The sequence below is a fragment of the uncultured Veillonella sp. genome (assembly GCF_963522475.1).
Classification (GTDB): domain Bacteria; phylum Bacillota; class Negativicutes; order Veillonellales; family Veillonellaceae; genus Veillonella.
Window position 1 is genome coordinate 19891 of sequence record NZ_CAUQYW010000003.1, and the last position, 25598, is coordinate 45488.

A 25598-nucleotide genomic window follows, 5' to 3' on the forward strand; every position below is an offset into this window, starting at 1 on the left:
TATTTAAATACGTCTCTATCTTAATAACGACCGTTACATCTATAAATAAATATATTACATATAAAAATAACCGCCCTTGAATTCTCAAGGACGGTAGATATCAACATAATTGGTGGGCCCACCTGGGATCGAACCAGGGACCGACCGGTTATGAGCCGGTTGCTCTACCCCTGAGCTATAGGCCCACAGTTAGTTTCTAGCTCATTAATTATACCGAATAGCCTAACTATTAGTCAAGATAAATAGGCTAGGTCTCTTTAATTAATACTCAATCTTACTGCTATATATAATTATATCATAAAAGGGCTGCAATACAGTACTCTAACACTGTATTACAACCCTTAATAGGTTCATTATCCTATAAGAAATCTTTAATTTTATCGCGTTTTCCACGATTGCGCAATTTAGTAAGAGCTTTACCTTCAATTTGACGAATACGTTCACGCGTTACATTAAAATGTTGACCAACTTCTTCCAATGTACGAGGTTTGCCATCTTTTAAACCAAATCGCAAAATCAATACTTGTTGCTCACGATCAGTTAGGCATGTAAATACATCTTCAATTTGTTCTTGTAATAAGATGTAGCTAGCTGCATCATCTGGAGCAATAGCATCTTGGTCTTCAATGAAGTCCCCCAAGTGAGAGTCTTCCTCTTCACCAATTGGAGTTTCCAAGGATACTGGTTCTTGTGCAATTTTTTGAATTTCACGCACGCGTTCTACCGTAATCCCCATACCTTCTGCGATTTCCTCTGGTAATGGTTCACGACCTTTATCTTGCAACAATTGTCGGGAAATACGAATTAATTTATTAATTGTTTCTACCATATGTACTGGAATACGAATCGTACGAGCTTGGTCCGCAATAGCACGGGTAATTGCTTGACGAATCCACCATGTAGCATATGTGGAGAATTTATAACCCTTGGTATAGTCAAACTTATCTACAGCTTTAATAAGGCCCAAGTTACCTTCTTGAATCAAATCCAAGAATAACATTCCACGTCCTACATAGCGTTTTGCAATACTTACAACTAAGCGCAAGTTAGCATCTACCAATTTCTTCTTAGCCTTTTTAGCAAGTTGTATTTCTTTATAAGTAGCATCTTCTGCTGCGCCAGCTTCAATTTGCTTAGCTAAAACAATTTCCTCATCAGCGGAAAGCAACGGAACACGGCCAATTTCCTTGAGGTACATACGAACAGGATCATCAATATTAACGCCAGAATCTACACTTAAATCAATAGAGATATTCTTCTCATTGGAAGTATCTTCTTCATCCTCTTCTGGCTCTAATGAATGATCATCACTATCTTCACTATCTATATCAGCTACTACCTCAATATTTAATTTGCCAAACGTAGTATAAATATCATCTAATTGTTCTGCAGTAAGATCAGTCTGCTCATGAAGAGCATCTGAAATCTCTGATTGTGTCAACACACCGTTTTTTCGGCCTTTTTCAAGAAGTTGTTCAACAATCTCCTCTATTTGACTTTTTTGTACTTTCTTAGCCACAGCGCTCTCCTTTTTACATTATATATTACTTAGACCATTCTCTAATCAAGTTTTGTATTTCCTGACACTTATGTAATTCGCTAATAAATGTCGAATCTCCTGCCCGTTTTAGTTGATCCGCCATAATTGAATGCGCTTTATACTGTTCACGCAATGAATGGATTCTTATCTTGCGGATTAATCCAGGCACTTGCACCTTATATTCCTCGTCACTCATCACAACCAATCTGGAGTAAATATCATACTCAGATGGCTCCAAAATAGACTGGATATCAGTATCATCTAGACGACCTTTTTGTTTAAACAAGGTGAATATCTTTTCTATTATACCCCGATATTCAATTTTTTCAAAGTCTTCTAATGGTAAATAGTTCATTATATGTTGTAACACTTCACCATCTGTAAAAGCTAAGGACAGTAATTTTTCTGCATCCCCTTTAGGTAAATCCTGTGTTGGTAACGGTGCAGATGCAGTATCAACTAATTCAATTTGACCTTTTTTTACATAGTCTCTAAAATATCTAAAGATACTACTATTATCAAGCCACAACGGTAAAGCTAATGTCTTTAAAGCATCATCCCTTTGTGTTTGACTATCTATATTAGCAATATATGGGAATACATCTGCCAAAACAGCTTGCTTACCTTCTGTATCATTTGTGTCATGTTTAATTAAGGACTCACTTAATAAATAATCAAGAGGCTTAACCGCTTTAGCCACTAAGTCTTTAAATGCTTGACCTCCATGATTACGTACATAATCATCTGGATCTTTACCATCTGGCATGGCAAGAACTCGCACCTTGAAGTCTGTATTTTGCAATAATTCAATAGCCCTAGCAGCTGCTTGACGTCCAGCTCCATCCATATCATAGGCCAACACAATTTCATCAGCCTGCCGCATTAAGATATGCCCATGATCTCGTGTATAAGCCGTCCCCAAGGATGCTACCACATTAGTAACACCATGATTATGGGCAGATATAACGTCCATATACCCTTCAACAAGGATAGCTTGTCTCTCCTGGCGAATGGATTTATAAGCCTTATCAAAAGCAAATAATAATTTTCCTTTTTCAAAGATAGCCGATTCTGGTGAATTTAAATATTTTGGTGTACTGTCATCCATGACACGCCCACCAAAGGCAACTACACGGCCTTTACCATCCATAATGGGAAACATAATACGGTTTCTAAAAAAATCATAAAACTGGCCTTTTTGATTTTTACGAACAAGATTCAATTCCAAGAGAATGGAATCATCAATCCCACGTTTGTGAAAGGCCCGATACAACTTATCCCAACCATCTGGAGCAAATCCTAGCTTAAATTTTTCAATGGTTTCCTTTGTAAGACCTCTTTTTTTTAAATAATCAAAGCCTACTTTACCAATCGAAGTTTGAGTAAGACAATTATGGAAAAATGTAGCCGCTAATTCTGATGCTTCATATAGTTTTTTTCGTCGCTCATCTCGAGCTCGTTGTTCTGGTGAAAGTTTAGCCTCAGGCAATGGAATATTTGCACGATTGGCAAGTCGTTCAAGAACTTCAACAAAGCTTAAATGCTCTAGCTCCATAAGAAATTTAATAACATTCCCCGACGCATGACAACCAAAACAATAATAAAAGCCCTTTTCAGGGGCAACACTAAAGGACGGCGTCTTTTCATTATGAAATGGACAACAACCCCAATAGTTCTTGCCCCGTTTCTTTAAGGCTACATGCTCAGATATTACAGATACAATATCATTTGCATCTTTGATTTGTTCAATCAATTCATTTTCAAAATATCGACTCATAGCCAGCGCCTCCTTCCCTTATATATATATTAATTCGATATACAAATAGAAAATCCTCTATTTGTATATTAATTTAATCAGCTATCAAGATAAACGATTATATTAACTGATACGAATCATAGGAATCATCATCTATTAACGATTATTAATATTCAATACATGATGATTACTATACACCGTATCTTCTGGTATTATACACATAAATTTTGATAATAATAGGCTGCAATGATTTCATTGCAGCCTATACCTATCGCTTATAGCATATTATTTTGCGTAATCTACAACACGAGTTTCACGAATAATTACGACCTTAATTTGGCCAGGATATTCGAGTTCAGACTCGATACGTTTTACGATATTCCGAACGAGTAATGTAGACTCAGCTTCATCAATCTTATCCGGTTTTACTACAACGCGAATCTCACGACCTGCTTGAATAGCAAAGCATTTTTCAACACCCTCGAAGGATTCAGCGATTTCTTCCAATTTAGATAAACGTTTTAAGTAGTTTTCTAATGTTTCTCGACGTGCTCCTGGACGAGCCGCAGAGATAGCATCAGCAGCTGCTACTAATACAGCTTCTACAGATTGAAACTCTTCATCACCATGATGAGCCCCAATGCAGTTAATTACTGCTGCGCCTTCACGATATTTACGAGCTACATCAACACCGATTTGAACATGAGAGCCCTCAATTTCACGGTCCAATGCTTTACCAATATCATGAATCAAACCACCTCGTTTAGCCAATGTTACATCACAGCCTAGTTCAGCTGCCATCAATCCTGCTAAATGAGATACTTCAATAGAATGTTTCAAAACATTCTGACCGTAACTAGTACGATACTTCAAACGACCTAAAATCTTTACAATTTCAGGATGCAAGCCATGAACATCAGCCTCAAATGTTGCCTGTTCACCAGCTTCCTTAATAGTTTGGTCAACCTCTTTACGGGCTTTACCAACCATTTCTTCAATACGAGCTGGATGAATACGGCCATCTACAATCAATTTTTCCAAAGCAATACGAGCCACTTCACGACGAATTGGATCGAAACCGGAAAGAATAACTGCTTCTGGTGTATCATCGATAATCAAATCAATACCTGTTAATGTTTCAAGTGCGCGAATATTGCGGCCTTCACGACCAATAATGCGACCTTTCATTTCATCATTAGGCAATGCCACTACGGATACGGTAGTTTCCGCTACATGGTCAGCTGCGCAACGTTGGATTGCAGAGGAGATAATTTCTTTCGCTTTTTTCTCCGCTTCATCCTTAGCTTGCTGCTCCATTTCCTTAACCATAATCGCCGTTTCATGACGAATTTCTTGTTCTACATTCGTTAACAAGATATTCTTAGCTTCTTCAAATGTCATGCCAGAAATGCGTTCTAATTCTGACATTTGTTTTTCATATAAAACTTCAATCTTTTCACGGCTTTGGGCTAAGTCAGCTTCTTTGCGATGTAAAGCTTCCTCTTTGTGCTCAATATTGTCTAATTTTTTATCCAAAGATTCTTCTTTTTGAAGAATACGACGTTCCATACGTTGAAGTTCAGAACGGCGATCTTTATTTTCTCGTTCCACATCGGAACGGAGCTTATGAATTTCTTCTTTAGCTTCTAATAAAGCCTCTTTCTTTTTAGACTCAGCTGTGCGCTCACCGTTAGCGATGATGCGTTCAGCCTCTTGTTCAGCTTGATTCAGTTTTCCTTCAGCAATATTTTTTCTTAAAAAATAGCCTGCCCCTAGTCCAATCAGTACCATTACCACTGCAATTATACAATACTCTAAAATATGTCCCACATCTTCTAAAATCTGTCTCACCTCCTCTTAAATTCTCAAAATTGAGCTTTCATGCTCCTTTTTATGCCCTTTATGCATTAAATTATCATTTAGCCATATCATCATATAAATAAATAAGGCTCCTATTAATTTTAGACTTGAAACCCTGTTCTGTCAAGATTTTACAAGCCTAGTGAGGCCTCAGAAAAGGCACTATCTATTCATAAAAATCATTGCACACCACTTGAATAGTGCTCGTTGAGAAGCCTCTATATTTGAGAAAATTAAATACTTTTACACGAGGAGTGCGTTCTTCATTGAGAATAGGTCCAAATTTTTTCTCTACTACGCGGTATGCAACCTTCACTTCATCGTAAGCAGAGATTTCTTGAGGTACTGCAAGTCCCCGAAGTTTCATCTTCTGTTTAATCAAATAGGCGCCATACTTTTGTTCTTTCATCAAGTATGTTAATACTTGCTCAGATAAGCGTTCATCATTGATGTAATCATAATCTCTAAGGCGTTCGAGGACCCGCTCAATGATTGGGTCCTCAATTTGTTTACGTCTCATTTTTTGTGTCAGTTCATAAGAACTAAGAAATCGTTGAGCTAGGAAGCGATACGCTTGATCCATAGCAGTCTGCATCGTTTCATCACTCATGATTATACTTCTTCAGTTACTTCTTCACCGATTACATCGATTTCTTCAGTACCGACAGCTAATGTATCGCGAATAATACGATCAATTTCTTCCGCTATTTGTGGATTATCTAGCAAATATTGCTTAGCTGCCTCTTTACCTTGGCCCATACGTTCCCCATTATAGGAATACCATGCACCCGATTTGTTAATGATTTCCATATTGGTACCGATATCAATAAGGGTACCTGCTTTTGAAATACCCTCACCATACATCAAATCAAACTCAGCTGTTTTAAATGGAGGTGCCACTTTATTTTTAACAACTTTAACTTTTGTACGAGCACCAACGTTTTCGTTGTTTACTTTAATAAGTTCACCTTTGCGAACATCAAGGCGTACAGAGGAATAGAATTTCAACGCACGACCACCAGTTGTAGTTTCAGGATTACCGAACATGACACCAACTTTTTCACGCAATTGGTTAATAAAAATAACAACAGTTTTAGATTTGCTGATAATACCTGTCAATTTACGCAAAGCTTTACTCATCAAACGCGCTTGTAAACCTACATGAGCATCACCCATTTCGCCATCGATTTCAGCTTTAGGAACCAACGCTGCAACGGAATCGACTACGACGATATCTACAGCGCCGCTACGAACAAGAGCTTCTGTAATTTCAAGAGCTTGTTCACCATTATCTGGTTGTGAAATCAGCAAATTATTAATATCTACACCCAAGTTACGAGCATACACAGGATCCATCGCATGTTCCGCATCAATAAATGCTGCAATACCACCTTGTTTTTGCGCTTCTGCTACTGCATGAAGAGCTACTGTTGTTTTACCTGAAGATTCCGGACCGTAGATTTCAATTACACGGCCACGAGGAAAACCACCTACACCAACAGCGATATCGATAGCAAGAGAACCAGAGGAAATAACCTCTACGTTCATACGATCTGCTGCTTCACCAAGACGCATAATAGCACCTTTACCAAAGTCTTTTTCAATTTGTTTTAACGCGTTATCCAACGCAGCTTGTCTGCCATCTACAGCCATTCTTTTATTTCCCCTTTTCTGTTATATAAGTATACACATAATAAAGTGCTAATTCTGCCGCACTTTGTCTAATATCTTCACGATTACCAATTAAATTAGCTTTATGTGCCACTGTTCCATAAGGTCCGGTAACACCAAACCACACAAGACCAACTGGCTTTTCAAGGCTTCCGCCTCCAGGGCCTGCTATGCCAGTTGTAGAAACGGCATATGTTGTTTGACCAACAGTTCGAGCCCCTTCTGCCATAGCCTTAGCAACTTGCTCACTAACAGCCCCATATGTATCTAGCATATCTTGAGGTACACCTAATACACGATGTTTTACGTCATTGCTATAAGAGATAACACCACCCATGTAGTACTCGCTACTACCACTCACATTAGTTAGCAATTTACCAACTAAACCAGCTGTACAGGATTCAGCAGTACTAATTGTACTATGTTCCTCTAGTAAAGTACGACCGAGCGTTTCCTCCATAGAAATCGTCAAATCTCGACCTACACGAGACCCTAAACGTTCTCGGATGATTGCATCCCAAGGATTGAGAATATCATGTGCGGCATCTAAGGTATCGGCCTTAGCGGTGATGCGCACCTCAATATATCCTTTTTTTATCAATAACGCTATAGTCGGATTTGATTGATTTTTAACGAGATCCATTAAGGTATTTTCCAAATCGATTTCGCGAATATCATACACACCATATCGATAGGAGGTAACAACACCTTGCGACCCATAACGCTCTTGCAAATAAGGAACTACACTATCTTGAAACATTCCTTTCATTTCACCTGGAGGTCCTGGCAAAAGAATATATGTAGTAACCCCATCCTCAACGACTACACCTGGTGCTACGCCTACTGGATTATGTAGCACCTTAGCCCCTTCTGGCAATTGTGCTTCTCGACGACTTGCGTCAGGCACAGTACGCTTTACACTTTCGAAGAAACGCTTAACCTCATCCATGGCCTCTTGATTAAATACAATAGATCTACCTATAGAGTCGGCTAATACATTTCGTGTAATATCGCCTTGCGTAGGTCCTAATCCGCCGGTACTAATAACGATTTCTGCTCTAGAGCTAGCTAATCGAAATACCTCCGCCATACGCTTTGGATTATCGCCTACCACAGATTGATGAGCAATGGTATATCCTAATTTATTTAATTCTTGTGCTAGCCAAGATACATTAGTATTAACTGTATCACCTAGCAATAACTCTGAACCTGTAGAAATGAGTTCTACAATCATCAGATCACCTCCAAAATGGAATGTATCGAGCAATGTTTTATTCTACAACTGTAGCTACTACGTCGTAAGCAAAACCCTGCTCTACTTGTACTTTAAGAATATCTCCAGGTTGAATCGCTTCACCACAATCCTCAATGTACATATTACCGTCTACATCAGGTGCTTGAGACTTCAAGCGTCCTTTAGCAAGTAATGTACCATTCTCACCTTCCTCGATTTCTTCTACCATTGCATAGTCAATAGTACCTTCTAAATCGCGGTTATTCTCTTCAGAAATAGCGGCTTGAATAGACATGAGAATATGATAACGGTCTTCTTTAACCTCTTCTGGTACTTGGTCTTCACGGGCACCAGCTGGTGTACCTTCCTCTTGAGAGTAGGTAAATACGCCCATATTATCAAATTTAATTTCTTTTACAAATTCACAAAGCTCCTCAAATTGCTCATCTGTTTCCCCTGGGAAGCCAACGATGATAGATGTGCGCAATGTAATATGGGTCGATGCATTTCTAATCTTCTTAAGCAAACGTTCAATATCATTGCGATCATCACGACGATTCATTTGCTTTAAGATATCGTTATTAACATGCTGTAATGGGATATCCACATATTTACAGAGTTTAGGCTCATTTACGATAAGATCTAACAATTCATCGGAGAAGAAAGTTGGATATAGGTATAACATGCGAATCCATTCGATACCTTCCACCGTAGTTAATTCCTTAAGTAATGTAGTCAACAATGGCTTACCATCGTTGAGGTCAATACCATAACTAGTTGTATCCTGAGCAATAAGGACCACTTCCTTAACACCTGCCGTAGCTAATCTTTCCACTTCGGCCTTAATAGACTCGATAGTACGACTGCGGAATGCACCACGTACCTTTGGAATAATACAGAAAGTACAACCATTATTACAGCCTTCAGCAATTTTTACATACGCACTATAACGAGGTGTTGTTTGAATACGTGGCATACGCTCATCATAGATATTTGTAATATTTTCCATAATACAACTACGGTTTCCATGCTCAATAGCATCGACTGCTACCATAATTTGATCCCATGCACCTGTACCAATCAAAGCATCAATTTCAGGAATTTCTTTAAACAGCTCATCCTGATATTGTTGACTTAGACAACCTGCGACAATAAGACCTTTACAAGTACCATCTTCTTTATATTGAGCTACCTCTAGTATGGTATTGATAGACTCTGCTTTTGCTTTCTCAATAAAAGTACAGGTATTTACAACGATAAGATCTGCTTCGCTTAGGTCCTCTGTAATCGTATAGCCATTATCTTTCAACAAGCCTAACATTACTTCAGTATCAACTAAGTTTTTAGCACAACCTAGGCTAACATATCCTAATTTCTTACCCATTCTATATCCTTTCTTAACTAGATTATTTCTCGATTTATGCTCTATAACAAGAGCTATATCACTAAGTTACTCCTTACGAAAACGCACTTGGCTAACCCAATGATTTAATAGTAATTTTTTACCATCTATCGTGTAACCACCATTCACAGGCCATAAAATTAGCTCATGTCCCAATGAATCTTTTGGCTCTTCCATTTCTGGATTCGTGAATATATAAGTAAAATTATTTTCAACCATATATTTTGCAGTCTTTATTGATAATAACCAATTAATAAATTCAACGCTATCTGCTTTATGTTTTGAATTCTTTAATACTGCGGCTCCAGTTACATAATAAGATGTTCCATCCATTGGATAAATAACCTTAATCGGATATCCATGACGAGTATATTGAGCTGCATCAGACAGATTACCTATACCAATATTAGACTCACCAAGAGCTGTCAAGCGAACTGGAGTAGACAAGAACTTGGCATGTTGTATTACATGCGGTTTTAAACTATATAAATAATTCAACGCCTCCGGTTCCCCTCTATATTCCACCATGTTATATAACAAGTTAGCTGCATTTTGGGATGCCACAAAATCGGTCATAACAATAGACCAGTCACCTTGTTTTCCTAATGTATCCCATGTAGTAATATATTTACCAACCCCATTGTAGAATGTATCATTCTGAACAAATACGATAGGATCATACCAAAGACCTACCCAGTATCCATTTATATCCTTTAAATTATCTCGTACTTCGTCAATTCTCTCATTAACGATAGGTGCATATTTCCCAGTATTAGCACCCACAACGAGATTATCTTCTGAAGTAAGTACTAAATCACCAGATGTATCAGCTACATTTGAAGCCGACCGTTGAGCCATTTGTTCTTCTGTAAGAGGTAAAACTGTAACCTTTACATTATTTTCATTTTCATACCGATCAGCAAGCAATGTAGTTATATTGTTCGGCAAGTCTGTATAAACTATAATTTCACCACGAACAGGCTCTTTAGCATGTTCTAATTGTTCTTGATGATAAAAGTTGACGCCATAGGTTAACATCCCTACTACAAAAAGGGCTAAAATGCCCGGAGCAATCCATCGTTTCATATATGCCTCCTATAAGACATAAAGTATTCCCAAACCAGAATAGACAACGCTATTCTCCATTATTATCGACTACCACGTCCTCGATTACTATTAGATGGACGACATTTCGTCATACCATTACGAGATGGTCTCCCTTTACTACTCTTCTCACTAGACTGACGTCCGTTTCGACGATCATTAGTCTTCCCACCATTACGAGAACCACTAGATTGACTAATACGATTATTCCGACCAATTGGGCGTGGTGGAATCAAACATTCAGGTCCAAACCCTATCAAGTCACGTCGATTCGCTTCAATGAGCGCCTCTTTTACAAGGTCATAATTTTCAATATTTTTATATTGCATTAAAGCACGCTGCTTAGCTTTATCTCTACCTTTTTTTGCTACATATACAGGCTTTCCATCTAGTGGATTAATCCCCGTATAATACATACAGGTCGATAAGCTCCCTGGTGTAGGAATAAAGTCCTGGACTTGTTCTGGATACATATGTTGATCCCGTAGAAACTCAGCTAATTCAATAGCATCCTCCAAGGCACACCCAGGATGAGAGCTCATAAAGTATGGTACTAAATATTGCTTCTTACCAAGTTTTTTATTGGCCTCTTCAAACCAGGATTTAAAAGTGAGGAACTCTTCCTTACCAGCTTTGCCCATCATATTAGTAACACGTTTAGAAACATGTTCTGGAGCCACTTTTAGTTGCCCACTTACATGGAATTCACAAAGCTCACGAACAAAATCTTTATTATTATCTGCTAGAACATAGTCATAACGCAAACCAGAACGAACAAATACTTTTTTTACCCCTTTCAGCTTACGCAATTTACGGAGTAATGCAATATAGTCATCGTGGTTTGTATTAAGATTTTCACAAGGTTCAGGTGCTGCACATGTACGGCCTTTACAAGCGCCATATACAGCTTGTTTATCACAAGCTAAATGACGGAAATTTGCGGTAGGTCCACCAACATCATGAATATAGCCCTTAAAATTATCCATATTAATCATTGTTTGTGCTTCATCGATTAAGGACTCATGGCTACGATTTTGGATGATACGCCCCTGATGATTTGTAATAGCACAAAACGAGCAACTACCAAAACAACCACGCTGGCTTACAAGACTAAACTGCACTTCGCTCAGGGCTGGTACACCACCCTTGTCATCATATTTTGGATGCCATTTACGAGTATATGGTAAATTGTATACCCCATCCATTTCGTCTTGTGTCAATGGCAAAGCCGGCGTATTTTGGATAAGATATCGATCACCATGCTTTTGTACAACAATACGACCATAGAACGGATCTTGTTCATCATATTGAATACGGAATGCATCAGCAAAGTCCATCTTATCTGCCTTAATATCCTCAAAAGACGGACATTCAACATAGTCTATAGTAGGGATTTCCTTGGCCATATAACAAATACCACGAATAGATGGCAAAGACTCTTTAAATCTACCTTGATCTAACGCATCAGCTAATTCTACAATTTGAAGTTCACCCATACCATAAATGAGTACATCCGCCTTTGAATCAACTAAAATAGAACGACGCACAGTATCTGACCAATAATCATAATGACCAAACCGGCGTAAGGACGCCTCTATGCCACCGATAATAAGAGGCACATCACTATAAGCCTCCTTCATACGGTTCGCATATACCAGTGTGGCCCGATCTGGACGATGTCCAGCTTCCCCTCCTGGAGAATAATCATCTTGACGACGGATTTTCTTTGCAGCCGTAAATTTATTGAGCATTGAGTCTAGATTTCCTGCTGTAACAAGAGATGCCAAACGCGGTTTACCTAGTTTTTTAAAAGCCTCTACATCATTCCAATCTGGTTGATCTATAATGCCTACACGATACCCTTTGGACTCTAAATATCTGCCAATAACTGCAGGTGCAAAGGACGGATGGTCTACATAGGCATCCCCACTAATGAGGACAAAATCTAATTCGGCCCAACCACGTTCCTTCATATCCGAAGGTTCTGTTACTAAAAATCTATCCATTAATTGAGTAAATGCCTTTCTTCCCTTTTATTAGAAAAGGAATAACCATAGTAAAAATAATGCCATACAGAATAAAATAATACCTAAAACAATGCGTTCTTGTACGATAGAACGTTGGCGTTTTCGTTGACGTGTTTCTAAGGACATACGTTTCTTAGAAGTTTGATATTCGACGAATTCACTTTGCACCAAATTTGGCGTAGCTTGTGCCTTCTGCCGCGTAACAGAACGCAAAGAAAACGTGTCTATATCTCCTACTTGACTTTGGTAGGCTTTCACCAAGCGATCACCATCAAGGTCTAAATAATTACCGTAATTACGAATAAAGCCTTTTACGTAGACCTGCCCAGGAATGATGTCATATTTACCATCTTCGATAGCTTCCAAATAGGTTGTTTTAATGTGTAGTACTTGCTCCACATCTTTAAAGGTTAGATTACGTCTTACTCGTTCACGTCGTAATTCTTCGCCTAATTCAGCCATTTTCGTTCCTTTCTAACTCAGATACTACTTATATCGCAATCATTTAATTATTGCTCATCAGTAGAGTCTGCGAAATATCGTGCCTTAGCCTGTTCAGGACTCATCAAAATTTCTCGAGCCTTACTACCCATACTAGGGCCAACAATTTTAAGATCTTCCATTGTATCTACAAGGCGAGCCGCACGAGTATAACCTATTCGGAATCGGCGCTGTAACATAGATACAGAAGCTTGTCCAGATTCCATAACGAGATTTACCGCACGCTCTAATAATTCATCACGGTAAATATCATTTTCTTCAGATGATTCTTTTTCTGTTTCCTTTTCAGCCTCTTGTGTAACAGTATCATCATATTCTGGTTCTCGTTGAGCTTTTACAAATTCTACAAGATGTTCTACTTCATCATCAGAGATGAATGCACCTTGTACACGAATCGGTTTATTAGCACCAATTGGGGCAAATAACATGTCCCCTTTACCAAGCAATTTCTCTGCCCCCGCCATATCGAGGATAGTACGGGAGTCAATTTGAGAACCTACGGCAAAGGAAATACGGCTCGGCACATTGGCCTTAATAGAACCTGTAATAACGTTAACAGATGGACGTTGAGTAGCAAGTACCATGTGAATACCTGCAGCACGCGCCATTTGTGCTAATCGACTGATAGATTCTTCAATATCATCAGGAGCGGTCATCATGAGGTCAGCTAACTCATCGATAATTAATACGATCAATGGCATAGCCGCCTTAGGGTGCGCCTCATTATAGCTCTTAATATCACGTTTACCAGATGAAGCAAAGGCCTTATAACGAGCCTCCATCTCACGAACAGCCCAACGTAATACAGCAGCTGCTTTTTTCATATCTGTTACAACTGGCGCCATCAAATGAGGAATACCGTTGTAAATAGATAATTCAACCATTTTAGGGTCAATTAATAAAAGCTTAACCTCTTCTGGTTTACGACTAAATAGAATACTGGAAATCAACGTATTTACACATACAGATTTACCAGAACCAGTAGTACCTGCTACGAGTAAGTGAGGCATCTTCGCAAGGTCTGTAATAACAGGCTTGCCTGCAATATCCTTGCCAAGACCTACCGGAATACCTCCACGAGCGTCCTTGAAGTCACTACAATCAAGAACATCGCGTAAATGAACGGCCTCTGTCGTCTTATTAGGAACCTCAATACCGATGGCGGATTTACCAGGGATTGGAGCCTCCATACGAATATGTTGAGCCGCTAAGTTTAAGGCAATATCATCAGTTAAGTTGACAATACGACTAACCTTTACACCAGGTGCAGGTTCAATTTCATAACGTGTAACAGTTGGACCTTGTGTAGCATTAACAACTTTAGCAGTAATACCAAAGTTACTCAATACATTTTCAAGCATCATTGCATTGTGCGCTACTTCTTCACCATTGCTTTGACTCCCCTTCCCTTTCGCCAAAATATCAAGGCTTGGGAAATGATAAGGTCTATCATAGGTACGATGAATTTGACCATCTTTAGATACTGCTACTTGTGCTGTATCTTCTGTAGTACTAATAGTAGATGGTACTTGTAAACTCATACCAGACATACCGGCACCAGCACTTACAGAACTTGCAGCAGCACCTGTTCCAGGTACAGCAGAAGCTATGGCAGCGTGATTAGTTTCCAATGGACCAATCGTTGTATTTTGATATGTAAACTCGGGTTGTTCCTCATGCTTATTGTCTACTGCTTCAGACTCATCTGTATATCCTTCGTCTGGAGTATATGTGTAATCCTCATCTGGAGTATATACATAATCATCACCGGTAGATCTACTAGTATCAGAGAATTGATCGAAATCATCTACATCATAAGACTTTACATCACCTGTATCTTCAGAGATATTCGCCAATTGTTCTGCTGCACGGTTGCGTGCTTCTATTTCTGCTAATTCTTTCCAAGATGTAGGAGCCTTTGGAGATTCCACAGTTGCTACTGTATCTACCATAGGTTCATTCTCTACAATTGTACTAGTTTCAAAATTATCTCTATTGGTAGTTATACCACGTTTTTCTAATGTATCTAACGCTTGATCTGCAGCATCAGCAAATCGCGTATCCTTTTCCCTGTTATAGGCTTTACGTTGTTCTGCTGCCTCTTTGCGTTGTTCGTTCCAATCTTCGAAGACCTCTTTAGCTACAGCCACCTTCTCAGCAGCCACTTCTTTAGCTACATCTAATCCCACTTGAGTTTTATCCGCTGCCTTCTGTAAGCCACTGCGCAAAGATAAACGAGTAATTACAATACCAAAGGCTAATAATAAGAACACATCTAAAATAATAGCCCCTAGCTCACCTAACAATGTACGAAGGAATGTAGCGATGGCACCACCTACAACACCACCTTGATTAGCCAATTGTGTTGTAATCAGTTCCTGCCCCTCAGGAACACGCCATAATGGAACGAGAGCTAGTAAAAACAAGAAAAACAAGGTCATTACAATGCCCCGTTTAGTAATGGAAATAAATGTTCCTTTATACAATAATCGCCAACCGATCCAAAAAACACCAAGGCAAGGAATAATACCACCTAGGCCAAAGCCATAACGAAATATACCCGTTAAAATCTGACCTACAAGACCGAGTTCAAACCCAAAGAATCCGAGCAAAGAAATAACTGCAAAGGCAATTACAATTAAACCTTTAACTTCGCTACGTAAGGAAAACCCTTGAGACTTAGTTTGCTGCTTTGTACTTGTTCGCTTTCGTCGTGTATTACTTTTTTTGGTGGAAGTTTTTTCTTCTGCCATAAATCTATACAAACCCCTTACTATATAACACCATTAAAAATTAACTTATCATTATATTATAGCATATATCGAAGTATTTACTTAACTTTTAAGCCGTTCCTCCCAATCGTTAAGTAACAGCTCTTCTTTACCTCTTTTAACACCATTGTAATATGTAGCATCCATAAGAGGTGTTGGTAAATACTGTTGTTTTACATAGCCATTTGGATAGTTGTGGGCATACTTATAGGTGTCCCCATGACCTAACTTACTAGCCCCACTATAATGACTATCTTTTAAATGATCTGGCACCTGACCGCAATCCTTGTGACGCACATCGGCAATAGCTGCATCGATGGCCAAATAAGCAGAATTACTTTTCGGTGCTAATGCTATATAACAAGCCGCCTCAGACAATATGATGCGAGCCTCCGGAAACCCTACCATATGAGCTGCTTGAGCTGCTGCATTGGCAAGAATTAAAGCTTGCGGATCTGCAAGGCCTACATCCTCAGCTGCACATATTACGATACGACGAGCAATAAAATTAGGATCCTCTCCCGCTTCAATCATACGTGCCAAATAATGCACCGTCGCTTGTACATCAGAACCACGCATACTTTTAATAAAAGCAGAGATTGTATCGTAGTGGCTATCACCTTTTTTATCATATGTGTAAATTCGACGTCCCACAACTTTCTCAAGAACCTCTATGGTTATAGTCCCTTCATCCGGTACCATAGCTGCAGCCTGTTCTAAAATATTCAAAGCCATACGACCGTCGCCATTAACGAAAATCCCTATATCCTCTAGCACTTCATCGGTTACTTGTAAACGACGTTTACCAAGACCTACCTCTTCATCTGTAATAGCACGACGCAAAATTTGACCAATTGCCTTTGGTGTCAAAGCCTCCAATGTTATGAGTCGCAAACGGGATAAAAGCGGTCTATTAACCTCAAAAAACGGATTTTCTGTGGTGGCACCAATGAGAATAATCGTACCATCTTCTACACAAGGCAATAACACATCTTGTTGGCTTTTATTGAAACGGTGGATTTCATCGAGGAATAATATAGTTCTTTGTTGTAATGACCGTACGCGCTTACGAGCATCCTCTATGATATTACGCAACTCACCTATGCCAGCATTGGTAGCATTTAAATTTACAAAATGACTATTACTTACCTTAGCAATAATACCTGCTAGTGTAGTTTTTCCCGTTCCGCAAGGCCCATAAAAAAGCATAGATGGTATGGTATCCTTCTCTACCATAGCACGTAAGAAGGTCCCCTTCCCTACGGCCTTCTCTTGACCATATAAATGATCCAATTTGGTAGGACGCATACGCACAGGAAGTGGCTCATATGTATTTGTAGGCTCTAAATCAAACAAACTATCCATTCTATCACCTCAATTCACAGTATCTAAACTATTAATATCAACATTTCTAAACCATTGATGTTCTCATTTTATAAATCAAATATGTTAGACCATCAAACTGTATTGCTCTCAAGTATGAATACTTATAACCAGTATCATACATCGATATACACTATCATATTTCTCTATAGTATATGACATTATATGCTATTTTTACACGCAAAAAAGCCCCACCATGCCGTAATGTACCGCGTTTTGATCCTGCTTAGGGCAGGTGGGTGTCCTCCTCATCCTGCGGTTGTCCCATAAGGGCGTAACGTTCAGACGAGAGTTCGGACTCCCGAAGTAAATGTGTTGGCTCAAAACTGCGATATCACACGCACATGGCAGGGATATCTTATACATAAATAGTATCAGAAAGATTGGTAATAAACAAGTCTTGACATTTGAATTTTAATTAATTCTTGCCTATGTTTTTACACCAAAGATTGTTCTTCTTCCTCGATATCTGGTTTAATATGCAACTCTTTCAATTGTTTAGGTTCTACTTCAGATGGCGCTTGACTCATAACATCAGAAGCAGATTGAGTTTTAGGGAATGCGATTACGTCGCGGATAGATTGACGTTTTGCCATCAACATAACAAGACGATCAAGGCCAAATGCACAGCCTGCATGAGGAGGTGCACCATATTGGAATGCATCAAGCATGAAGCCGAATTTAGATTTTGCTTCTTCTTCAGATAAACCAATAGCTTTGAATACTTTTTCTTGTACGTCCGATTGATAAATACGTAAGGAACCGCCACCAATTTCGACACCGTTCAATACCATATCATAAGCGATTGCTTTTACGCTGCCTGGATCGGATTCCAATTTATCAAGGTCTTCATGACGAGGCATTGTAAACGGATGGTGCATTGCAACATAACGTTTTTCATCTTCGTTATATTCGAACATAGGGAAATCAGTTACCCATGTGAATGCCAATTTATCTGGATCAATCATGTTCATACGACGTGCCATTTCAAGGCGCAATTCACCCAATGCACGTGCTACAGTTGCAGGTTTATCAGCAATCATCAATACAAGGTCTCCACCTTTAGCGCCCATTTTTTCACCGATGTTGCGGATTGTATCTTCACCTAAGAACTTCATGATTTGAGACTTGATAGAACCATCTTCGTTGAAGCAAGCCCATGCAAGACCTTTTGCACCATAACGGTTTACATATTCAACGAGGTCATCAAGTTCACGACGAGGAATACCAGCATCACCAGGTACTACGATACCTTTAACTACGCCACCATTGTCGATAACAGAACGGAATACTTTAAATTCTGTATCTTTTACAAGCTCAGTTACATCAGTAAATGCCATGTCGAAACGAAGATCTGGTTTATCAGAACCATATTTATCCATTGCTTCATCCCATGTAATGCGAGGCATAGGCAATGTAATTTCTTTGCCCAACGCAGTTTTAAATACATGAGCAACCATTTCTTCAAGCATGGAATAAATGTCTTCTTCATCTACGAAGGACATTTCCAAGTCGAGCTGAGTAAACTCTGGTTGACGGTCCGCACGCAAATCTTCATCGCGGAAGCAACGAACGATTTGGAAATATTTTTCATAACCAGCTACCATCAAGATTTGTTTGAAAATTTGTGGAGATTGTGGCAATGCATAGAATGTACCTGCATTTACACGAGAAGGTACTAGATAGTCACGAGCGCCTTCTGGTGTAGATTTAGTAAGCATTGGAGTTTCAATTTCCAAGAAATCGCGGCTATCGAAGAAGTCGCGCATTGCTTTCGTTACTTTGTGACGCAAAATCAAGTTACGTTGCATTTCTGGACGACGTAAGTCAAGGTAACGATATTTTAAGCGGATGTTTTCATCTACATCGATATCATCTTGGATATAGAATGGAGGAGTTTTAGCGGAGTTCAATACGCGCAACTCTTCACAGTACATTTCATATGCACCTGTTGGAAGATTAGGATTGATAGCAGCTTCATCACGTTTAGTAATTTTGCCACGTACGCAAAGTACATATTCATTACGAACATCCTCTGCTTTGTGGAAAGACTCTACGTTATGATTTGGAGATGCTACTACTTGAACTACGCCAGAACGATCGCGTAAATCCAAGAAAATCAAACCACCATGGTCACGACGGCGTTCAACCCAACCACATAATACGACCTCTTTACCTACCTCTTGTTCAGAGATGGTGCCACAACCGTGTGTACGGTGTAAGCCTTGCATTGTTTCCATTCTAATTGTCATCCTTTCACCAAAGAAGTTATACGTTCAGAAACTGTATTAAGTGGTACAGTTTCTTGTTCACTAGTTTCCATGAATCGGATTATGGCTTCCCCACGGGCCAATTCATCATCACCCAATATGATAACATATTTTGCATTAATTTTGTTAGCATATTTTAATTGTGCCTTCATACTCTTGCCCTGTCCGTCCATTTCAACGGATATATATGCATTATGTAATGCTTGGCAAATTTTGAAAGCCTCTACCTTAGCCGCATCACCAAGAGCCACTACAAATGCAGATGGTTCAACAGTTGCTTCAGGCAATAAATTTTGTTTTTCAAGAGCTAATAATAAGCGCTCCATCCCCATGGCAAAGCCAATTGCTGGCGTATGAGGACCATCAAGTTCCTCTACGAGACCATCATAACGGCCACCACCGGCTACAGCGCTTTGGGCGCCTAATGGGGTATATTGTACTTCAAATGCTGTTTTTGTGTAATAATCAAGACCTCGTACAAGACGAGGATTTAATGTATATTGCACATTAGCAGCAGTTAGATATGTTTTTAATTCTTCAAAGTGATCATGACACTCTTCACATAAATGTTCGTGAATTTCAGGAGCACCTATTGACAAAGATTTACATGTTTCATTTTTGCAGTCCAAAATACGCAACGGATTTTTATATAAACGCTCTTGGCAATCGCTACATAATTGTTCTTTTTTAGGTTCAAAGAATTCAATTAATTTTTCACGGTATACAGGACGGCATGTTGGACAACCTACAGAGTTCACCTCTACGTTGAGGTCTTTAAGACCAAAGTCTTTCAATAATTGTACAACCATGCAGATAACTTCACTATCCACTACAGGGGATTGAGAGCCTAAGACCTCTGCACCAAATTGGTGGAATTGACGGTAGCGGCCTGCTTGTGGTTTATCATGACGGAACATCGGTCCCATATAATACCACTTTGTAAGACCTTCTTTACCATATACTTTATTTTCTAAATATGCACGCACAGCGGACGCTGTATTTTCAGGGCGCAATGTGAAGCTAGATCCACCATCATCCCCTGTAGTAAATGTGTACATTTCCTTTTGTACTACATCTGTAGTTTCACCGATACCGCGCAAGAATAATTTAGTATCTTCAAAGGCAGGTGTGCGAATTTCGTTGAACCCGTATACCTTACAAATTTCCCGCATACGTTGTTCAATATAGTGCCAATTTATCATTTGCTCTGGCAAAAAGTCTTGTGTACCTCTTGGTTTTCTAATAGCCATTACACAACCTCCCAAAATTTTTCACAAATTCTATGTCGTTTCTCTAATAGCGCATCTATCGTTACGTGGTAAACATCTACATCCTTTGGCATATGCTGTTTTAATTGACGATATTCAGGGGCTCGCATCCACTTAGATGAACTGCCTGGTCCCATGGATAGAATACTTTGTCTCTCTTCCATAATCTGAATATTATATTCGCACGCTTTGCCAGGCAAGGTATAGCCTATATTCTCTAACTGCCCTCTCATATATTGTTGACGATATAGATAATATGGCACATAGCCGGCCGCTTCAAGACGCTCTTTACCATATTGTACCATTTCAGCCACCAGATGTTCCTCAGGAATATCATCTTCCATATGTAAATCATACAATGGGCTACCACGTTTTAATGCTAACGTATGAATTGTAACATTTTCCGGCAAATTTTGACATACATAATCCATATTCTCAATCATGTTTTGCATTGTTTGATTTGGTAAACCGGCAATAAAATCCATATTTACCGCTAAAGACGTATTATGTTTGACATATTGTAACAACTCATCAATATCACGTGCACTATGTCCACGCCCTATGCGACGTAAAATATCATCTTGCATCGTTTGTGGGTTAATACTGATACGATTGACACCTAACTCGATCATAGATTGTATCTTCGCAGGGTTAACAGAATCTGGTCGCCCCGCTTCTACAGTAAACTCATGGCCTTCAGGTACAAGAACTGATAATTGTTTTAAAACTTGGTGAAAGTCTTCATCCCCTAACACCGTTGGCGTACCGCCGCCCATGTATAGGGTATCCACCTTTAAACCATAGGACTCAACGATAGCTTTCATATCATCTATATCACGCTCTAAAGCAATTAAAAACTGACTTTTACTAGCATAATCCTGATACAGTCCGTACGGGAATGAGCAATAGATACAGCGCGTATCACAGAATGGAATACCACAATAAAGACTCACCTTTTTATCGTCTGTGTCAGCTAAAAATGGACGTTGGTATTCACCTATGGAGCCTAAAGTAGCAAGTTTTTCCATAGACACAGAAAACTCGTCCCTAATGTGACGAGTTGCTGCGTGGACAGAGCCATATGTATCTATATATTTATGTAGTAGCTTTGTAGGACGCACACCTACCATCGTTCCCCACGGCGCATCAGTAGGTAAACCTTGATATTCACGTAAATAGCGCAATAAGGCTTGTCCAATTTGACGTCTGCCCCTAGAGGAAATATCACCTTCAAAGGTTTTTACGGTCTCACCAACGGTTACAGTCAAACGATATAATCGCTCTACTTCTATAGCCTCTAGAACAACATCTGGATTAACCTTATCAGAGAATAAACCTGCAGCTCCACAGTTATGGGCTACTACAGAGCCAAGTGGTAATGGCCCCGTATATAGATATCCATTAAGCATGGTGATGAGCCATACGTTCTAATTTTTCAAGCTCTGCTTCAGTCATATGATTTTGGCAATCACTGCAATAACCATATACTTTCAATTGGTGGTCGATAGTGCGGAAGTTCAATTTTTTAGCAATGATGGATTCTAATGTTTCAAGCATATCATCTTCGAACTCGGATACTTTGCCACATTTTACGCAAATCAAATGATGATGGAAATGAGCAAACTCTTCATCATTTAATTCGTAACGATTACGACCATCGCCGAAATCAAGACGTTTCAACAAATCAAGTTCAGTGAAGAGATCAAGTGTTCTGTAAATAGTAGCCAAGCCGATATCAGGAGCCACTTCTTTTACAAGTACATATACGTCTTCCGCACTTAAATGATTTTCATCAGCATCGATGAAGGCTTGCAAAATTGTTTGACGTTGTGTAGTCAATTTGTATTTTTTGTCTTTAATGCGTTCTTTTAATTTCTCTAATGTTGTATTCATGATAACTATCCCCTTTACTTCTTACAAAATTTTATAAAACCTACGCTCCAACAAATGGATTGTATTGTTTTTCATAACCTATATTTGTTTCCGGTCCATGACCAGGGTAAACCATTGTATTATTAGGCAATTTATAAAGCTGAGATTTAATGGATTCCATTAATGTCTCATAGGATCCATTCGGAAAATCTGTGCGTCCTACGGAATCTCTAAAGAGAGTATCACCAACAAACACAAGACCTTCCATATAATAACATACCCCACCTGGCGTATGACCTGGCGTTTCAAGTACTTCAAGATCAATAGCGCCACATATAATATGGTCACCTTGCTTAACCTCAATAATATCAGCATTTACCTTAATCGGTGTAGGATTGCTATACGCGCTAAGATTAAGCTCAGGATCAGATAAATACGGGATATCGCCCTTTTGAATGTATACGGGCACATGATATGTATCTATAATCTCTTGAACACCACCAATATGATCTCCGTGACCATGAGTTAGCAAAACAGCCTTTGGTTTTAAGTCATTCTTCTTAAGTGACTCTAATACTTCCGCTGTAGCAGGATCAATAATAAAAGCTTCTCCTACTGCTTTATCGCCTATTACATAGCAATTAGTTCCTAACGGCCCCAAAGGCATACGCATAAGCACTAGTTGTTGCTCGCTCATTAAGCTCCTCCTTTACTACGCTGTACAGTATACACTTCACGAATACGGCGCAACTTAGTCATAACAAAATCAAGTTGTGAAATATCACGAATATCAACAACCACATTAATACTTACAGTTTTAGTATCTTCTTGAACCTTTGCATTAATGTTCGTTATAGTAATTTTCAATTCTGAAAGGACAGCCATAACCTCCATCAATAGCCCGTTGCGATCGTACGCTTGAATATCGATGCCTACATGGAAGGATTCTCCAGAAGAACCATCCCAAGAGACCTCTATCATACGCTCTAAATCTTCAGGTGTATGGCCTAAGCTCGTACAATCGGAACGATGGACAGATACCCCTCGACCACGCGTAATGTAACCAATGATATCATCACCAGGTACAGGGTTACAGCATTTAGCCATACGAACCATAACACCAGCTTCGCCTTTTACAAGAACGCCCGTACCATTCTTAGTAGTTTTTGGACTTTGAGATTTTAACTTCTCAATAATTTGTTCTGTACTACGTTTAGATTCTTCTGCCTCTTTAGACTTCTTATACAGTTCAATTAAGCGTAAGAGCACAGTGCTAACGGGAATGCCACCATAACCACAGGCAGCAAACATTTCCTCTTCTGTACCCGCTTTTAGCTGTTTTGTAACCTGTTGGAGACGATTATCAGTAATCAATTCTTTCCAACTATAATTTAATCGTTTTGCTTCTTTTTCAAGCGCTTCCAATCCTTTTTCAATATTTTCAGCTTTATTTTCACGCTTAAACCAGTTGCGTATTTTGCTCTTACTTTCAGAGGAGCCTACGATATTAAGCCAATCAAGACTTGGATGTCCCGTTTTAGATGTAATAATATCTACAATATCACCATTTTGTAAAGTGTAATCAAGAGGTACGATTTTACCATTTACCTTAGCCCCTACACAACGATGACCTACATCGGTATGAACACGGTACGCAAAGTCAAGTGGAACAGACCCTATTGGCAATTTAACAACATCGCCTTTAGGTGTAAATACGAATACTTCGCCAGAGAAAACATCTAGTTTTAAAGCATTAACCAGTTCTGTAGGGTTACTTGTATCTTGCCATTCAAGAACCTGACGTAACCATGCAACCTTTTGGTCAAAGTCTTTATCGCCATTTTTATTGCCTTCTTTATAACGCCAATGCGCTGCAACACCATATTCAGATACACGGTGCATTTCCCAAGTACGAATTTGAATTTCTACAGGTTGCCCCATTGTACCGATAACCGTAGTATGCAAGGATTGATACATATTAGATTTCGGCATGGAAATATAATCCTTGAAACGATATGGCAATGGTTTCCATAAACTATGAGCAATACCTAGTACCGCATAGCAATCTGGAATCGTATCAACGATAACACGAACAGCAAGCAAGTCATAAATTTGGGATAAATCACGATTATCCTTTTTCATCTTCTTGTAAATACTGTAGAAGTGTTTTGGACGCCCTTTAATATCCGCCTTGATATTAGCTTCACCTAAAGCCTTGGTGAGTTGACTCATCGTATCATTAACAATATCCTCACGAGCTTGGCGTTTTTGTTTCATTTGATCTACAAGATCATAGTATTTCTCTGGTTCTAAATAACGGAACGATAAATCCTCGAGCTCCCATTTCACATTGAAAATACCTAGTCGATGTGCTAAAGGTGCAAAAATTTCTAAGGTTTCCTTCGCAATGCGTTTTTGTTTATCACTACGCATATGCTTTAAGGTGCGCATATTATGTAAACGGTCACCTAGTTTAATAACAACAACGCGTACATCCTTCGCCATAGCCAAAATCATCTTCCGATAATTTTCCATTTGGCGATCTTCTTTTGTTTCATATTGGAACTGATTTAATTTCGTTACACCATCAACAAGGAAAGCAACTTCAGAGCCAAACATTTTCTCGAGGTCTTCCTTCGAGTAAGATGTATCTTCAACCACATCATGCATAAGTGCGGCCATAAGTGTGATATGGTCGATTTGTAAGTGCGCCAAAATTCCAGCTACTGCTAAAGGATGCATGATATACGGTTCACCAGAAGCTCTCAATTGACCTTCATGAGCCTTATCAGCAAGTTTAAAAGCCTTCAATACTTGGTTGCACTCATCATCTGTTAAATAGGTATGAATATATTCCATAAATTCAGCTAAAGCTTTTTCTTTATTAAATGTTCCTTGTTCCACCAAAGCTTTGCCTTCTTCATTTACAGTTGTCATGA

General features: G+C 39.1%; 18 protein-coding genes, 1 tRNA gene and 1 other RNA gene. All 20 read right to left on the reverse strand.

The features are described 5' to 3' along the window. Positions 1-110 precede the first annotated feature (110 nt). Positions 111-185, reverse strand: a tRNA-Ile gene (locus tag RWP19_RS02385). A gap of 173 nt (positions 186-358) precedes the next feature. Continuing rightward, on the reverse strand, positions 359-1519 hold the full coding sequence (gene rpoD, locus RWP19_RS02390) for an RNA polymerase sigma factor RpoD (protein WP_295258119.1): 1161 nt from the start codon (positions 1517-1519) through the stop codon (positions 359-361). A gap of 25 nt (positions 1520-1544) precedes the next feature. Next, positions 1545-3317, reverse strand: coding sequence for a DNA primase (dnaG, locus tag RWP19_RS02395; protein ID WP_314356326.1), 1773 nt, complete (start codon positions 3315-3317; stop codon positions 1545-1547). Between the two features lie 264 nt (positions 3318-3581). After that, positions 3582-5126, reverse strand: coding sequence for a ribonuclease Y (rny, locus tag RWP19_RS02400; protein ID WP_314356438.1), 1545 nt, complete (start codon positions 5124-5126; stop codon positions 3582-3584). A 196-nt stretch (positions 5127-5322) separates the two neighbouring features. Continuing rightward, positions 5323-5766 carry a regulatory protein RecX gene (locus RWP19_RS02405; RefSeq protein ID WP_314356327.1) on the reverse strand — a complete coding sequence of 148 codons (444 nt, stop codon included), beginning with the start codon at positions 5764-5766 and terminating at the stop codon, positions 5323-5325. A 2-nt stretch (positions 5767-5768) separates the two neighbouring features. After that, positions 5769-6809 carry a recombinase RecA gene (gene recA, locus RWP19_RS02410; protein WP_295258112.1) on the reverse strand — a complete coding sequence of 347 codons (1041 nt, stop codon included), beginning with the start codon at positions 6807-6809 and terminating at the stop codon, positions 5769-5771. 4 nt (positions 6810-6813) lie between these two features. Continuing rightward, entirely contained in the window at positions 6814-8061 is a 1248-nt protein-coding gene (locus RWP19_RS02415) for a competence/damage-inducible protein A (protein WP_314356328.1), read from the reverse strand. A 37-nt stretch (positions 8062-8098) separates the two neighbouring features. Beyond that, positions 8099-9445, reverse strand: coding sequence for a 30S ribosomal protein S12 methylthiotransferase RimO (gene rimO, locus RWP19_RS02420; protein ID WP_314356329.1), 1347 nt, complete (start codon positions 9443-9445; stop codon positions 8099-8101). A gap of 66 nt (positions 9446-9511) precedes the next feature. Beyond that, complete coding sequence (locus RWP19_RS02425; protein ID WP_295258104.1) at positions 9512-10549, reverse strand: ABC transporter substrate-binding protein; 1038 nt, start codon at positions 10547-10549, stop codon at positions 9512-9514. 62 nt (positions 10550-10611) lie between these two features. Continuing rightward, positions 10612-12573 (reverse strand): YgiQ family radical SAM protein, encoded by a 1962-nt coding sequence (locus tag RWP19_RS02430; RefSeq protein ID WP_314356330.1) that lies wholly within the window; start codon positions 12571-12573, stop codon positions 10612-10614. Between the two features lie 30 nt (positions 12574-12603). Then, entirely contained in the window at positions 12604-13056 is a 453-nt protein-coding gene (locus tag RWP19_RS02435) for a helix-turn-helix transcriptional regulator (RefSeq protein ID WP_295208456.1), read from the reverse strand. Between the two features lie 47 nt (positions 13057-13103). Then, entirely contained in the window at positions 13104-15848 is a 2745-nt protein-coding gene (locus RWP19_RS02440) for a DNA translocase FtsK 4TM domain-containing protein (protein WP_314356331.1), read from the reverse strand. 81 nt (positions 15849-15929) lie between these two features. Continuing rightward, the gene (locus RWP19_RS02445; protein ID WP_314356332.1) at positions 15930-17231 is read right to left on the reverse strand and encodes a replication-associated recombination protein A; all 1302 of its coding nucleotides are present in this window, start codon (positions 17229-17231) and stop codon (positions 15930-15932) included. A 202-nt stretch (positions 17232-17433) separates the two neighbouring features. Further along, a non-coding RNA gene (ssrS, locus tag RWP19_RS02450) (6S RNA) lies at positions 17434-17606 on the reverse strand. 80 nt (positions 17607-17686) lie between these two features. Beyond that, a complete protein-coding gene (gene aspS / locus RWP19_RS02455) occupies positions 17687-19489 on the reverse strand; it encodes an aspartate--tRNA ligase (protein ID WP_314356333.1) in 1803 nt (600 codons plus the stop codon). Between the two features lie 8 nt (positions 19490-19497). After that, positions 19498-20769: a histidine--tRNA ligase gene (gene hisS, locus RWP19_RS02460; protein ID WP_295208449.1), complete on the reverse strand. Its 1272-nt coding sequence runs from the start codon at positions 20767-20769 to the stop codon at positions 19498-19500. Further along, on the reverse strand, positions 20769-22196 hold the full coding sequence (hemZ, locus tag RWP19_RS02465; RefSeq protein WP_314356334.1) for a coproporphyrinogen dehydrogenase HemZ: 1428 nt from the start codon (positions 22194-22196) through the stop codon (positions 20769-20771). Before hemZ ends, hisS begins: the two co-directional genes overlap by 1 nt. Continuing rightward, positions 22189-22680 (reverse strand): Fur family transcriptional regulator, encoded by a 492-nt coding sequence (locus tag RWP19_RS02470; protein ID WP_105089417.1) that lies wholly within the window; start codon positions 22678-22680, stop codon positions 22189-22191. Before RWP19_RS02470 ends, hemZ begins: the two co-directional genes overlap by 8 nt. Before the next feature lie 40 nt (positions 22681-22720). After that, the gene (locus tag RWP19_RS02475; protein WP_295208444.1) at positions 22721-23356 is read right to left on the reverse strand and encodes an MBL fold metallo-hydrolase; all 636 of its coding nucleotides are present in this window, start codon (positions 23354-23356) and stop codon (positions 22721-22723) included. After that, on the reverse strand, positions 23356-25596 hold the full coding sequence (locus RWP19_RS02480; protein WP_314356335.1) for a bifunctional (p)ppGpp synthetase/guanosine-3',5'-bis(diphosphate) 3'-pyrophosphohydrolase: 2241 nt from the start codon (positions 25594-25596) through the stop codon (positions 23356-23358). Before RWP19_RS02480 ends, RWP19_RS02475 begins: the two co-directional genes overlap by 1 nt. Positions 25597-25598 lie beyond the last annotated feature (2 nt).